At 42.8% G+C, this 14400-nt stretch carries 15 protein-coding genes; 9 read left to right on the top strand and 6 right to left on the bottom strand.

Annotated features, from left to right (window positions below):
• Nucleotides 1-710: 710 nt before the first annotated feature.
• A complete protein-coding gene (locus tag CUU66_RS08510) occupies nucleotides 711-2168 on the top strand; it encodes a potassium/proton antiporter (RefSeq protein WP_101641294.1) in 1458 nt (485 codons plus the stop codon).
• Nucleotides 2169-2230: 62 nt separating this feature from the next.
• Here CUU66_RS08510 and CUU66_RS08505 read toward each other — a convergent pair whose 3' ends face one another.
• Nucleotides 2231-2560 (bottom strand): general stress protein, encoded by a 330-nt coding sequence (locus CUU66_RS08505; protein ID WP_101641257.1) that lies wholly within the window; start codon nucleotides 2558-2560, stop codon nucleotides 2231-2233.
• Nucleotides 2561-2777: 217 nt separating this feature from the next.
• On the opposite strand from CUU66_RS08505, the gene CUU66_RS08500 reads away from it, so the two are divergent.
• The 4 genes from CUU66_RS08500 to CUU66_RS08485 all read left to right on the top strand — a co-directional run bounded on the left by CUU66_RS08500 (nucleotide 2778) and on the right by CUU66_RS08485 (nucleotide 5390).
• Nucleotides 2778-3455 (top strand): uracil-DNA glycosylase, encoded by a 678-nt coding sequence (locus CUU66_RS08500; protein WP_180955216.1) that lies wholly within the window; start codon nucleotides 2778-2780, stop codon nucleotides 3453-3455.
• Between the two features lie 110 nt (nucleotides 3456-3565).
• Nucleotides 3566-4570: a potassium channel family protein gene (locus CUU66_RS08495; RefSeq protein ID WP_101641256.1), complete on the top strand. Its 1005-nt coding sequence runs from the start codon at nucleotides 3566-3568 to the stop codon at nucleotides 4568-4570.
• Between the two features lie 57 nt (nucleotides 4571-4627).
• On the top strand, nucleotides 4628-4921 hold the full coding sequence (locus tag CUU66_RS08490; RefSeq protein ID WP_101641255.1) for a YwdI family protein: 294 nt from the start codon (nucleotides 4628-4630) through the stop codon (nucleotides 4919-4921).
• Nucleotides 4922-5018: 97 nt separating this feature from the next.
• Entirely contained in the window at nucleotides 5019-5390 is a 372-nt protein-coding gene (locus CUU66_RS08485) for a DUF423 domain-containing protein (protein ID WP_101641292.1), read from the top strand.
• A 46-nt stretch (nucleotides 5391-5436) separates the two neighbouring features.
• On the opposite strand, the gene gerQ is transcribed toward CUU66_RS08485, so the two are convergent.
• The 3 genes from gerQ to CUU66_RS24770 form a co-directional block, all read right to left on the bottom strand.
• Nucleotides 5437-5967: a spore coat protein GerQ gene (gene gerQ, locus CUU66_RS08480; RefSeq protein ID WP_257967936.1), complete on the bottom strand. Its 531-nt coding sequence runs from the start codon at nucleotides 5965-5967 to the stop codon at nucleotides 5437-5439.
• A 200-nt stretch (nucleotides 5968-6167) separates the two neighbouring features.
• Nucleotides 6168-6911 (bottom strand): hydrogen peroxide-dependent heme synthase, encoded by a 744-nt coding sequence (gene hemQ, locus CUU66_RS08475; protein WP_101641254.1) that lies wholly within the window; start codon nucleotides 6909-6911, stop codon nucleotides 6168-6170.
• Nucleotides 6912-7245: 334 nt separating this feature from the next.
• On the bottom strand, nucleotides 7246-7371 hold the full coding sequence (locus CUU66_RS24770; RefSeq protein ID WP_257967935.1) for a hypothetical protein: 126 nt from the start codon (nucleotides 7369-7371) through the stop codon (nucleotides 7246-7248).
• 862 nt (nucleotides 7372-8233) lie between these two features.
• Here CUU66_RS24770 and pta point away from each other — a divergent pair.
• Both pta and CUU66_RS08460 read left to right on the top strand, forming a co-directional pair.
• Complete coding sequence (pta, locus tag CUU66_RS08465) at nucleotides 8234-9211, top strand: phosphate acetyltransferase (protein WP_101641252.1); 978 nt, start codon at nucleotides 8234-8236, stop codon at nucleotides 9209-9211.
• 396 nt (nucleotides 9212-9607) lie between these two features.
• Nucleotides 9608-10429 (top strand): lipoate--protein ligase family protein, encoded by an 822-nt coding sequence (locus tag CUU66_RS08460; RefSeq protein WP_374702983.1) that lies wholly within the window; start codon nucleotides 9608-9610, stop codon nucleotides 10427-10429.
• Nucleotides 10430-10765: 336 nt separating this feature from the next.
• On the opposite strand, the gene CUU66_RS08455 is transcribed toward CUU66_RS08460, so the two are convergent.
• The gene (locus CUU66_RS08455) at nucleotides 10766-11551 is read right to left on the bottom strand and encodes an RsfA family transcriptional regulator (protein ID WP_101641250.1); all 786 of its coding nucleotides are present in this window, start codon (nucleotides 11549-11551) and stop codon (nucleotides 10766-10768) included.
• 510 nt (nucleotides 11552-12061) lie between these two features.
• Between CUU66_RS08455 and CUU66_RS08450 the strand changes: the two genes are divergently transcribed.
• Nucleotides 12062-13366 carry an HD domain-containing protein gene (locus tag CUU66_RS08450; protein ID WP_101641249.1) on the top strand — a complete coding sequence of 435 codons (1305 nt, stop codon included), beginning with the start codon at nucleotides 12062-12064 and terminating at the stop codon, nucleotides 13364-13366.
• 101 nt (nucleotides 13367-13467) lie between these two features.
• Nucleotides 13468-13977 (top strand): YwgA family protein, encoded by a 510-nt coding sequence (locus tag CUU66_RS08445; RefSeq protein WP_101641248.1) that lies wholly within the window; start codon nucleotides 13468-13470, stop codon nucleotides 13975-13977.
• A 30-nt stretch (nucleotides 13978-14007) separates the two neighbouring features.
• Here the strand turns inward: CUU66_RS08445 and CUU66_RS08440 are convergent, their stop codons facing one another.
• The gene (locus CUU66_RS08440; RefSeq protein ID WP_101641247.1) at nucleotides 14008-14193 is read right to left on the bottom strand and encodes a 2-hydroxymuconate tautomerase; all 186 of its coding nucleotides are present in this window, start codon (nucleotides 14191-14193) and stop codon (nucleotides 14008-14010) included.
• Between the last annotated feature and the right edge of the window lie 207 nt (nucleotides 14194-14400).

The raw sequence follows: 14400 nt of genomic DNA, 5'->3' as shown, positions 1-14400 counted from the left end.
TGTGTAGGTCATTTAACAAATTCATTGCTTGAACTGTCCTAGCCAATAGGAAGGACCTTTCTATCATTCAATAACTCAATTTCGTCCTCATCAAGGTTATGAAGGCCGTTTCAATGACCAGCTGCCTGGATTTTGTCCTTCATAGCAAATATGAAGGACTTTTCTTTCAAGGATTAACTGGTTTTCGTCCTTCACCAAGGTCATGAAGGACGTTTCAATGACCAACTGCCTGGATTTTGTCCTTCATACCTAATATGAAGGACTTTTCTTTCAAGGATTAACTGGTTTTCGTCCTTCATCAAGGTCATGAAGGACGTTTCAATGACCAGCTGCCTGGATTCTGTCCTTCATACCTAATATGAAGGACTTTTCTGTCAATCATTAACTCAATTTCGTCCTTCATCAAGGTCATGAAGGACGTTTCAATGACCAGCTGCCTGGACTCTGTCCTTCATAGCTAATATGAAGGCCTTTTCTGTCAGTCATTAACTCAATTTCGTCCTTCATTAAGATCATGAAGGCCGTTACACGGGCCTGCTGCCTAGGCTTTATCCTTCATATCAGGTAGATTTTTGATTTAACAGATTCCAACCGTGGCTCCTCGGGAAAATTCTCTGGCTAAAAAGCCTAAAAATTTTATTACCCTTATCATGATTAGAACAAAAATAGGGTATACAAACAGTAAAACTCTAGGTAAGCAGGTGGCAGCGTTGGATTTTTCCACGGATCAAATCATACTGTTATCCTCGGTCATGTTAATAGCGGGAGTTACGGCGGCTAAGTTTTCCTCTCGGCTGGGGCTGCCCTCGTTAGTTTTGTTTGTGATTGTGGGATTGCTTCTCAATCAATTCATCTTCTTCGAGAATACCAAGATTACTCAGATTGTCGGGATTATCGCGCTGATCATTATCTTGTTTGACGGCGGAATGCAGACGAATTGGAAACACATCCGCCCGGTTATAGGGGTTTCTCTCAGTCTGGCGACAGCAGGGGTATTAATTACGGCTTTCCTTGTTGCGGTGTTTGCAAAATTTATACTTGATCTCACGTGGCTCGAGAGCTTCTTGTTCGGTGCCATCGCAGGTTCTACTGATGCAGCTGCAATATTCTCGGTTCTAGGTAATAAAAATATTAAAGAGAAAATGACGTCCATCCTTGAAGCGGAATCGGGAACGAATGACCCTATGGCCGTTTTTTTAACCCTCAGTTTTATTGAAATCATTGAAATTGGGCGGGTGGATTTCTGGTCACTTTCCTTAACGTTTTTGTGGGAAATGGCGTTTGGCCTGATAGCGGGTCTAGTACTAGGGGCTTTAACTGTTAAAGTGATCAATAAAATTCAGTTAGCTGAAGCAGGATTATATCCTGTTCTTGCCCTGGCCTTTGCCATTTTCACATACGGCTTTACCGTATTGCTTCACGGGAGCGGCCTCCTTGCCGTTTATGTTATGGCCCTGTATGTAGGAAATAAAGAGATAAGATATCACTTTTCAATCACCCGCTTTAATAATGGGATTGCCTGGCTGATGCAGATCCTAATGTTTGTTCTGCTGGGATTATACGTGTTTCCAAAGGATTTATGGGCGATTCTTGGGAAAGGAATTATCTTATCGCTGCTCTTGATGCTGGTCGCCCGTCCAGCAGCGGTCTTTATAAGTACCATGTTCTTTAAGCTTACAAATAAGGAGAGAGTCTTTATTGCGTGGGGCGGTTTAAAAGGGGCAGTTCCGATCGTGCTTGCTACATATCCATTATTCGCGGATCTTCCCAAAGCCGGCTATATGTTTGATGCGGTCTTTTTTGTGGTCCTATCCTCGGCTCTCATCCAAGGGGCGACGATGAATCCGCTGGCTAAGAGACTGGGCTTACTCCACGACCATGAGCGGGCAGCACCACAGAGTATAGAACTATTGGCTGAAGGACGGAATAATGTTGAAATGATGGAATTTGACGTAGGTGCAGATTCTGATATTGCAGGGAAGGAAATATCGAGCATGGGGCTTCCTTCAGACGTACTGATCGCCGCTATTATCAGAGGGAAGGATTTTGTTATTCCTCAAGGAAACACAAAAATTGAACAGGGAGATGTACTGTGTGCTTTAGTACCAGCAGATCAGGAAGAAGAGCTAAAGCAGGTACTTTTACCTGACAAAATAAAAGGCAGATAGGTAATGGTCCTATCTGCCTTTCATATTTCATACCATTATTTAGCTGCATCATTTCAAGGCCATCATTTAGCTTCATCAGAGGCTACTAGTACAACCTTGCCTTTATCAAGTTCCTTTTCATACTGATCCGCTTCTTCCTTTGTAAGTCCTAATGACTGCATTTTAGAACGAAGCTCATCTCCGCGGGAGTTGAATACATTTTTTACCGAACTAAGGAAGCCCTGTTCCTTCATTCCGATTTCCTGTGTATTCGTGTTTTCAGTCAAATGCTCTGAACGATCCTTATCATGTGCAAACAGATAAATGTTCTCTTCACCAAAGCCAGTTCCTGATAGGCTGTCGATCTGTTCCTTAGCCTGGACACCATTTTCAATTACATGTACTTGATACATAAATAATTCCTCCTTGTCGTTGTTAGGTAAAAGTGATTACCTGGTATATTTTTTATATAGCCCTTCTAGATAAATTTAAACTTCATTTTTTGAGTTGAAGAATCTAAAACCACACTCAAGGTTTGAAAAATGTGTAAAACAGGAAATGGAAATGTTGAGACTTGACGTGTATGAGGGTATTAAGTAGTCTGGCTTTTTAGTGAAAGGGGAAATAAATATGCTGGGAAAACCAATAGATAATGAATGGGGTCGACTTCTGGCGGAAGAGTTTGAAAAGCCTTATTTTACTGAGCTTGAACAATTTCTTCAAAAAGAATATGAAACAGAGACAATTTATCCGGCCTCTGAAGATATCTTTAATGCGCTCAGATTAACTGATTTTAATAAGGTGAAAGTGGTATTGCTCGGGCAGGATCCGTATCATGGCCCGAATCAGGCTCATGGATTAAGCTTCTCGGTCAGGCCGGAGGTTTCCGTTCCGCCTTCTTTGAAAAATATCTTCAAAGAACTTCATCAGGATGCAGGCTGTCCCATCCCGGCTCATGGCAACTTAACGGAATGGTCCAGGGAGGGCGTCCTTCTTTTGAATACGATCCTTACGGTAAGAAAAGGACAAGCTCATTCACATAGGGGGAAAGGATGGGAGATATTCACGGACCGGATTATAAGCCTATTGAACTCTCGCGAAGCTCCTCTTGTTTTTATTCTTTGGGGCAAGCCTGCACAAAGCAAACTTCCCTTGATTGATGCGAACCGGCATTTTATCATTACATCACCGCATCCAAGCCCCTTTTCAGCACATAAAGGGTTTTTCGGAAGCAGGCCATTTTCTAAAGCCAACGAATACCTGGAGAAGGCTGGGCTGCTAAAGATTAATTGGTGTATTAAATCTTGATAATAAAAGTCTGCTAATGTTTCACATGAAACATTGACCCTCAACATGAGATGACCGTGATTAGGGAAAAATAGACTATATTCCTCATGTAATGATAAGGAGCGCCAAAAATGGATTATTTTCGGTTTAAGCATGTATATAATGCCATGTTTGCTATGCTGGCAGTTACAGCATTTGGAACAATTGGATTTTATTATACAGAGGATCTGAGTATATTTGATGCTTTCTGGCTTACAGTCATCACAGTCCTGACCGTCGGTTATGGAGACGCTGTGCCGGAACACGCTGCGGGGAAAATGTTTGCCCTTATTATCATTCCTTTAGGCATAGGAATTGTATCGTATGCAACAGGCGCCCTAGCAACGGCTATGATTGAAGGGGAATTAACGAAAACTTTTGCAAAAAGGAGAATGAGCAGGGTGATAGCCAAGCTTAAAGACCATGTGATCGTGTGTGGATATGGGCGTGTCGGTGAGCAGGTTCTCGAACAATTAATACATACTGAAACTCCAACAGTCGTTGTCGATATGCAGGAACAGGAACTCCCTGTAAATCTTCCGAAATATGTGCACTATATTGTAGGGGATGCTACCGATGATGAAATATTAAAAAACGCCGGTATAGAAAGAGCCTCAGGCTTAGTTACAACATTGCCGACGGATGCAGATAATGTTTTTGTCACATTAACGGCCAAAGGGATGAATAAAAACCTAAAAGTCATAGCCAGGGCAGAAAAAGAGCAGACCGAGGACAAACTGATCAGAGCCGGAGCATCGAGGGTTATCAATCCTTCCTCAATCGGAGGCAGGCAGATGGTATTTTCGATTCTTAAGCCGGTCAGTGTTGATTATGTAAATGCTATGCTGCATGCCGGAAAACGCAACTATGGGATTGAAGAAGTGAAATTAGACAGGGATTCACCCTTTATTAATAAAACAATTGGAGACCTCCAGATCAGGACTAAATATGGAGTAATGATTCTTGCCATTGTGAGGAAGGAAGAAACGAACAGCAATCCTGAACCGGAAGAAAAACTGCTCGAAAACGATGTTATGGTGATTTTCGGTTCTAATGACTCTTTAAAAGAATTTGAGAAAGATGCCCAAGCCATGTAGAATAAATAGGGAAACCGATTCAGTGAACGGAAAAAAGCAGTTAAAGAGGTGAATGCCGTGGAAATTTCTTCTCGAAAGATGCTGGACAAAATAGAAGATCTTCTTCATCAAGCAAAGGCTGCCGAGACGGAACCAGAGGCAGTAAAATACATAATCGCCATACAGGCAGTCTGCGAGTTGATGACGGATGGCAAAAGCGAAACATCAGCTGCCGCTGAACCCATAACTATGCCTTCTGCCGGTCCAGTCTTCTCAAATGTGCCGGAAACAAGCATAAGACAGCCGTCCTTGCCGCAGGGTAAACCAGCTCCAATTGAAGGAGCGAATGGAAATTCACTATTTGATTTTTAATATAGGCACTTATGTCTTTTTAGCTTAAGGAAAGTCTATAAACAAGTGTGCGTCGGTCAAAATGGCTGAAGTAAAGATGAACCAGGGGGAAAAGGAATTGAAAACATTTCTGCTGCTAGGAGCAATCAACGCATTTCTGGCTGTTGCATTGGGAGCTTTCGGAGCTCATGGACTTGAAGGGAAAATCTCGGATAAATATTTAGAAACCTGGAAAACGGCTGTCCACTATCAGATGTTCCATGCTTCAGGGTTATTGATTATTGGCATACTCGCAAGTACCTTAAAAGCGGGGAACCTGTTGAACTGGTCAGGCTGGCTGATGCTGATCGGAATCATTCTTTTTTCCGGAAGCTTGTACATATTAAGCGTCAGCGGGATTAAAGTCCTCGGAGCCATTACTCCGCTTGGAGGAGTGTCGTTTTTGGCGGCATGGGTCTTATTGATGGTTGCTGTCTATAAGCATATGTAATAGAAAACCACCGGGAGGTTCATTTCGTCCGGTGGTTTTATTTGTATTATCTCGGCGGATATGTGGATAACGCGGGGCCCTGTGCTCCCGCATACGGATATTCATACTCAATTTCTTCATCAAACGTTACATAATCAACGTACACCATCAGAATAAGGTATCTCATACCTGTCTGCGGGTCGCTGAGGATAAGGTGGTCCCTTCCTGCAGCTTCGATAATCCCTTTAAAAATCTTCGCATTCCACTCCCGGTTGTTTTCAAAGGTGGCATACACGGTCGCGAGCTTGCCCCGGTTCAGCCTGAGTATATTTTCAACATAAGACTGTTCAGGCGGCAGCCCTCCTCCAGGTACTGTCGGCCCCATTCCTGGGCCGGCTCCGGCTCCCATTCCTGGCCCCTGGCCTGTGCCTGGGAAGTCCTGTGTCGGCGGCTGGAATGCCGGGCCAGGCTGTGCTCCGGGCAATTGCTGCTGGTACGGAGACGGCTGCTGGAACATCTGCTGCTGTGGCTGAGCATATGGATTATACGGGGGAGTGTATCCAGGGTATTGAGGCTGATTAGAAGACTGTCTCATCATTAAGAAATCCCTCCAATAATACGTTTTACTTGCTTAAGAAACCATTTGCTTCAGTAAGTAATTTATTCATCTACCCAGGCTCCTTCACCTGGATAAACGTGTCAACATGCTAATTTCTCACTATTCCATATGTATGTGGGATGGGCTTTTTTATTCCAGTTAACACAAAAAAACCCTCCGGAAAAGGAGGGTTGAGAGTGTTATACAGTTAAAAATTGCGGGAATTCTTCTTCTGTCAGGATGTTTCCTACAAAGAAAGAACCGAATTCGCCATAGCGTGCACTTACTTCATCAAAACGCATTTCGTACACGAGTTTCTTAAATTGAAGAACATCATCTGAAAATAGGGTGACTCCCCACTCATAATCATCAAAGCCTACAGAACCAGTGATGATTTGTTTTACCTTGCCTGCGTACTGGCGGCCAATCATACCGTGCGAGTGCATAAGGCTGCGGCGTTCTTCCATAGGGAGCATATACCAGTTATCATTGCCCTGGCGGCGCTTGTCCATTGGGTAGAAGCACACATACTTAGATTGCGGCAGTTCAGGGTACAGGCGGGCGCGGACATGCGGATTCTCATATGGGTTTTCTCCTGAAGCCAGGTAATTGCTTAGCTCGACAACGGAAACATAAGAATGTGCCGGAACAAGGAATTCAGCAAGCTTGGATTTATTGAATTCTGTTACAATGACATTCAGCTCTTCCATCGTAGGACGAAGAAGCATCATCATAAAATCAGCTTTTTGACCGACAATGGTATAAATCGCATGGCTGCCTTCCTTATTTTCCTGGGTCTTATTCCACTTTTCAACCAACCCAAGGAATTCATTTACCGCTTCCTGGCGCTCAGTTTCAGGTAACATTTTCCAGGTTGTCCAATCCACAGTTCGAAAATCATGCAGACAGTACCATCCGTCTAGTGTTTGAGCTGCTTCACTCATGTATCATCACTCCATTACGTCAATTTCTACATTTTTACTATAGCATACGTTTACAGCAATACCACCAAGGAACAGCTCCAAATATGTATCGGTTTGGTGAACGCTGTTTATTCTGTCACAAAGCGTTCAATATGACCCTTCTACTCTGTAATATTCCCAATAACAAAAGAGGTTTATAACCTCTCAAAAAGGAAATCAATAAGAAAAGCGGAGGACGGTGCTTTTCACTCAAAATCTAATTACAGCACTATGATATACAAGTTTTTAAAAATGCACATCATTTAAAGAAAAGCAGGCATCCGAAAAGCATAAGACGAGCAGGCCATGGAAAGCGTTATTCTTTCCATGGACTGATTGGCTTATGATCGAGGATGGCAGTCCGCAGCTGGACACCAAGAAAAGCGGAAAGCGATGCCTTCCAGAAACCGCCATTAGATTGATCAATGTTCAGGATATACATTTAAACTTCTTCCCCAAATGGAAGGCAGAGACCCGAATGGCATAAGACGAGCAGGCCGTGGAAAGCGTTTTTCTTTCCATGGACTGATTGGCTTATGACTCGAGGGTCTCAGTTTGGTGCTGGACACCAAAAAAAGCGAAGGATGGTGCTTTTTGGCACAAAGCCCTTTGCAAACACGATGATTGCAAAACTATTATAAAACACATTATTTAAAGAAAAGCAGCCTTCAAGAAATTGAAAATTAGATGGATCCATGTTCATATTTTCTAAGACGAACAGGCAGGATATGAAAGACCAGTGTTCGGCGCCAAGAAATTGGGGAGTTTGTTAATTTTTTATTGAAAAACTGTGATTTATGTTGTTGAACCGTCCAGTTTGGGTATTTTCTTATATGAAAGGCAGTGCACAAGCTTCAAAAATCATACCTTTTGAAGAGATTTTTATAGATGTGAAGCATGCAGCACGATTTATGCTTAACTTTGCCGGAAATATGCTTATGTTTAGAGTATTTATGCTTAAGTTTTCAGATTTTATGCTTATGTTTTCAACATTTATGCTGATCTGCCTTCATCCAATGCTTATGTGAGAGGCTTTATGCTTATCAAACAGCCTATATGCTTCTCCATCGTCGGATATGCTTGTAGACGAGTAAGATCGCCCGCCCGGCAGTAGCTAAGTCGCTTAGATATCATAGACGGTCTGTATTTTATCGTATTTCTTAGGTTTTTCAGCAATAATGCATTCAAATATTTCTGAATAAAAGAACATTTATTATGTAAGCGGTATTTTTGTTTTGCAAAATAGTAATTTTTAAAAGATAAGAGTATCCTATACAAGAATTAAGCGGAAAGAAGGTATTTAAATGAGTGATTTATTTACGGCTTTAAAAGAAAGAGTGTCTGGAAATAACATTAAGATTGTTTTTCCAGAAGGAATGGACGAAAGAATCCTAACTGCGGCTGGACGACTTGCTGCTGAAGGAATCATTACTCCCATCCTAATCGGAAACATTGAAAAAATTCAATCCAGAGCAGAAGAATTGGATGTGACTTTGGACAGAGCTGAAATTTATGATCCTAACAACTTTATCATGATGGACGAGCTAGTTGCATCATTCGTGGAACGCCGCAAAGGAAAAGTAAATGAAGAACAAGCAAGGACCATGCTGCTTGATGAAAACTATTTCGGAACTATGCTGGTTTACGCTAATAAAGCAGACGGCCTTGTAAGCGGAGCAGCTCATTCTACTGCGGACACAGTCCGCCCTGCTTTGCAGATTATCAAGACCAAAGAAGGCGTTAAGAAAACATCCGGTGTGTTCATCATGGTTCGCGAGGACGAAAAGTATGTATTCGCTGACTGCGCCATCAACATTGCTCCTGACAGCCAGGACCTTGCTGAAATCGCTGTTGAAAGTGCAAGAACAGCAAGTATGTTCGATATTGAACCGCGCGTTGCGATGCTGAGCTTCTCAACAAAAGGTTCTGCAAAGTCTCCTGAGACCCAAAAAGTAGCTGATGCTGTTCAAGCGGCACAAGTATTGGATCCTTTATTAGTCATTGACGGAGAATTTCAATTTGACGCAGCATTCGTACCGGCAGTAGCTGAGAAAAAGGCGCCAAATTCACCGCTTCAGGGAAATGCCAATGTATTCGTATTCCCTAGCCTTGAAGCTGGAAACATCGGCTATAAAATCGCTCAACGACTTGGAAACTTCGAAGCAGTTGGACCGATCCTGCAAGGCCTGAATCGTCCTGTAAACGATCTATCCCGCGGCTGCAGCGAAGAAGATGTCTACAAATTAGCATTAATCACAGCTGCACAAACACTGCACAGATAAGTAACATGATGAAAGGCGGCTCCTTTTAGGAGCGGCCTTTTTGTTACATTAAAAACGATACGAGGATAGCGGGCGGCCGTTCTGCCGTCTTCTGGTTTCCAGCTAGTTCCCATGATTCGTGATAGCACCTAAAATTTTCAGGGTATATGCCTGAGCTTAAGGTTTAAAAGTGAATTTAAATTCAAAGGTGATATTTAAGGGGCAAGAGCGAAAATCAGGACTTTAAGCTGGCGATCAAAATGTAAGAATGAGACCTAAGTTTCACAAGTTACCAAAAATTAAATGGCTTCCACAAAAGCCGCACCACGACGCACCTGCCACCGCCATATGCTATAATAAGGCATATTTCAGTGTTTGAAGGAGTTAGTTATTGTGGCAGAGGAAATCTCCCTGCTGATGCAGGATAAGTGGAGAGTTATTGATCAATCTTCTCTTGGCCCTCATTTTAGAGCGATCCAGTCTTTTGCGATGGATGATACCCTGTGCCAGTCTGTCGGGGCGGAACTTTCGCCGGCTGCGGCGAGAGCCTGGGTCCACCATTCGACCGTTGTTCTTGGTATACAGGACACTAGGCTTCCGCACCTTGAAAAAGGGCTGGATTATTTAGCGGATCAGGGCTACGACTATATTGTCCGGAATTCTGGGGGTCTGGCGGTTGTATTGGATGAGGGTGTGTTAAATGTATCGTTAATTTTCCCAGAAACCGAACGCAGGAAGATTGATATTAACCGCGGCTATGAGACGATGTATTCATTAATTAAATATATGTTCAGGGATTTCCCGCTGGAGATCGAAGCGCGGGAGATTACAGGGTCATATTGCCCGGGAAGCTATGACTTGAGTATTCATGGTAAAAAGTTTGCCGGCATTTCACAAAGAAGGATCCGGAATGGGGTAGCCGTTCAGATTTACCTGTCGGTCGAAGGAAGCGGAAGCGGACGGGCCCAATTAATTCAAGAGTTTTATAAACGAGCAAAGGGCGGTGCACCAACCAAATTTGACGTGCCTGACATCCGGCCTGAGGTAATGGCTTCATTATCTGAGCTCTTACAAGTGCCTTTAACGGTGCAGGATGTGATGCTGCGCTTTTTAAAGACTCTGCAGGAACATAGCTCGTATATGTATAACAGCGGGCTTCAAAGTGAGGAAACTGCCTGGTTCGAAGCTTATTTGAAGAGAATGGTAGACCGTAACGAAAAATTCGGGTTCAACCTTTGATAATCAACGAAAGAACAGCCATCCGCACGCGGATGGCTGTTCTTTTTTATGGCTCTTTTCTAAAAGATTGTTGTTTTTAATAAGTTTTGTTACATCACCCTATTGTTAAATCAGGTTGATTGGAGCGTAAGGTGCGAGACTCCTGCGGGAGCAGCGGGACAGGAGAGACCCCGCAGGCGAAGACGAGGAGGCTCACCGCCCGCCCCGCGGAAAGCGAGCATCCTGGAGTGGAAATCAACCTCTGGTTCAATAGCAACAAAGTTTGCGAAAACAGCCTTTTTTATATATCAATCGAGAATCCTATGCTGCCAGTTTCTCTCTCAAAAGCGTTTCTTTTTATTCAGCTACTTTTTCCAGATTGCCGTTACGGTCCATCTTAAACTTGGTAGCCGGGCGGTCATCTTCATCTAATAAAACATGCTTTCTCGCACGATTCATGATCTTCATAAGTGTTTCATAGTCTTCCTGCATCATGCCGGAATTTTGTTCAAGATCGTTGATTCTCTTTTGCAAATCTATGTTTTGCTGCTTTAAATCTTTAATTTCCAGACGGAGTCTCTCATTTTCAGACTTCAATACCTGATTTTGGAGCTGGCTGCCGGTAAGAGACTGCAAATAGGTAATGACCATATCCATGGTGATTTCGGTCCTCATGGAAGGCACTGCGGCGGGTGCTGTATAAGTAGCAGCCGGTGCGGTGTAAGCAGGTATTTCTTGTACGGGTGCTGTTGTAAAAGGCTGTGTTTCCAACTCTACCATTTCCGCCATTTCAAAGTCTTGGGAATGGAAAGTATGTACCTCTTCCAATGGCACTGGATTTGTGATCTCATCGATTGTAGGTGCTGGCGGGTTATATAACAGTTTTTTCTTTCCGCCCTGTTCTTTTCCAAGTATGCGATTCCGCTGTTTCCGCTGCTTCTTCGCCAATTGAAGTGCTTTTTCATAATTGTGGCGGACCACGGCATTCCAGCGGAAACCGCAGGCTGCAGATGTACGATTCAGTTTATCCCCAATTTCTTCGAAGGCATTCAGCTGTGTGCTGCCTTCTCTTACATGTCTTAATACTGTTTCTGCAAGCAATAAATCATTTTCTTCAGTCCATGCATCTTGTCGAACTTTCATCCTATTACTCCCTTTCCTGCTAGATGGATATATTAGCATGATTTTAGAAAAAAACCGGTCTGTGTAATGGATTTTCTGTACCGGATGGTAACCGTTATTTTCACATGTGCCAGAAAAGCTCTGACCTTGCAATCACGCCGTTTCTTACAAACAGTGTGGACAGTCTTGCGGTTTTTTATACAGGTTGGAAGGATAATAGTTAATAGATAAGTAAAAACCTTGGCGGAAAGTGAGGAGGACTGGGTCATTTAGTTCAAAAAACTTTTGTTTAGGAGGATTCACATAATGGGAAACATAATGGAGAGAAGCTGAAGGCTCGTGCTGCCGTACAACACTGTGAGTATGCATGGGAAGGCACGCGCCAGGGAAAAACATTGCCCTATGCTATAATCCGACAGAATCTCCAGCAATTCGTCATTTTTTTCTTTTTCCAGACGATGGATGGTAGGATTTTGGAAAATAACAAGCTATAATATAAACATGGTAGATTACGAAAATGAGGGTCAGCCAATGGGATATTCCGAAGAAAAAATGTATGAAGAAAAGGTATTTAAAGATCCTGTTCACCGCTATATACATATCAAAGATAGAGTCATCTGGGATTTGATAGGCACCAAGGAGTTTCAGCGGTTAAGGAGAATCCGGCAGCTGGGGACGACCTTTTTGGTCTTCCATGGAGCAGAGCACAGCCGGCTTAATCATTCCCTGGGAGTATATGAAATAGTCAGGCGGATTGTGGATGACGTGTTTGACGGGCGTCCGGAATGGGACAAGGAGGAACGGCTGCTGTCTTTATGTGCTGCGCTGCTTCATGACTTGGGCCACGGTCCTTTTTCCCATTCGTTTGAAAAGGTATTCGATTTGGATCATGAGCAGTTTACACAGCAGATTATTCTTGGTGATACAGAAATTCATGAGGTTTTGGCAAAAGTGGATCCCGGTTTTCCAAAGAAAGTGGCTGACGTGATTGCCAAAACATATAGAAATAAACTAGTAGTCAGCTTGATTTCAAGCCAGATCGATGCAGACCGTATGGACTATCTGCAAAGGGATGCTTATTTTACAGGGGTAAGCTACGGACATTTTGATATGGAAAGAATTCTTCGGGTAATGAGGCCGAAGGAAGATCAGGTAGTCATCAAACATAGCGGGATGCATGCAGTTGAGGACTATATCATGAGCAGATATCAGATGTATTGGCAGGTATATTTCCACCCGGTGACCCGCAGTGCGGAGGTTATACTAACGAAGATTCTTCACCGGGCAAAGCACCTTTCTGAAAAATCGTATACCTTTAAGCTGCCTCCCATCCATTTTTATTCCCTGTTTGAAGGGAAGATTTCGCTGGATGATTACTTAAAGCTGGATGAGTCGGTCATGCTTTACTATTTTCAGCTCTGGCAGGAGGAAAGTGACCCGATCCTAAGTGATCTGTGCACTCGTTTCGTAAACAGAAAGCTGTTTAAGTATGTAGAGTTTCACCCATCGAATGAACAGATGAGCAAGCTGTTAGAATTAAATAAATTATTCCATAAAGCGGGTATTGATCCGGAATATTATCTGGTCGTCGACTCATCGTCAGATCTTCCTTACGATTTTTACCGTCCTGGCGAAGAGGAAGAAAGACTGCCGATCCATTTAATGAAGAATAATGGTGAAATCCGCGAGCTTTCCAGAGAATCAGAAATTGTGGATTCAATATCAGGAAAGAGAAGAACGGACCATAAGCTGTATTTTCCTGCGGATATTCTAGAAAATGATACCGGCAGGCGGAAAATAAAAAAGCAGATCAGACAGCTGCTTGATTTAGATTGAGATTAAGGCAGGACCTTATAGACAACAAGGTTCTGGCATCAGCAGCGAAAGCCTCGTGGAATGATTGATAGATTTAAGGAATACCAAGGAGTGGAAAACTGTTGTTTAAAGATCACGCAAATATAATGAATGCGATAGCTTCAGCTGGAGAAGTAACCGGCCGCAAAAAGCTGCAGAAGATGATATATATAGCTAAAAGGATTTCTTTCCCTTTTCAGGAAAAATTTCAATTTCATTTCTATGGGCCGTATTCCGAGGAGCTGACACTGAGGGTGGAGGAACTTTGCAATCTAGGCTACCTGCATGAGAACAAGGAAAAAAAGAGCGGGTATTTTCAGTATCGTTATACGCTGACTCCATCTGGGGAAGAGTTTTTAAAACACTATGAGATGGACATGCCCGCGCTGCAGCCATGCATGCTTGACATGAACGAGCAAAGTGCCAGATTCCTTGAATTGGTATCGACTGTACTGTACTTTTATGAATTGTCCAAGGAAGAAGTCACTGAAAAGATTCATACGTTGAAAAGCAAACAGAAATATACGTTAGAAGAAATCGATGAAGCCTATGAATATATTGTGCAAATAGAAGAAAAAGCTAAGCTCCAATAACAGAGCCTAGCTTTTTTTAGTATGTATTTCTTATTGGTCGCTAAGGCGTTTCCCGGCCACACCATAGTGGTTTGTGGACATTTCCTCAATAAAGACAACAACCTTTTCTTTTGGAGCTCCAGTTGTTTCGGTTACAGCGTCCGTAACTTTTTCTACAAGTGCTTTCTTCTGGTCCTCGGTACGTCCTTCGAGCATTTTTACAGTTACATATGGCATATGGCATTCCTCCTCCTATATCTTGACAGTAGTTTTTCATATTTTGGATATAAAATCAAGTAAATGAGCCAGTTATAAAATTCCTGTGACAATTGGTGAAGGCAATTCAACTTTGAACACCAATGGTAAAATCCTGTATACTATAAGAAAAGCGGAGAACGGTGCCTTCCCAAGAATCTGTTTTTAGAGAAGAATGTTTAGCAATCT

This window comes from Peribacillus deserti (assembly GCF_002863585.1).
Lineage (GTDB): Bacteria > Bacillota > Bacilli > Bacillales > DSM-1321 > Paraperibacillus > Paraperibacillus deserti_A.
The sequence above is the reverse complement of the archived record's forward strand: the minus strand, read 5'-3'. Positions and strand labels throughout refer to the sequence as shown.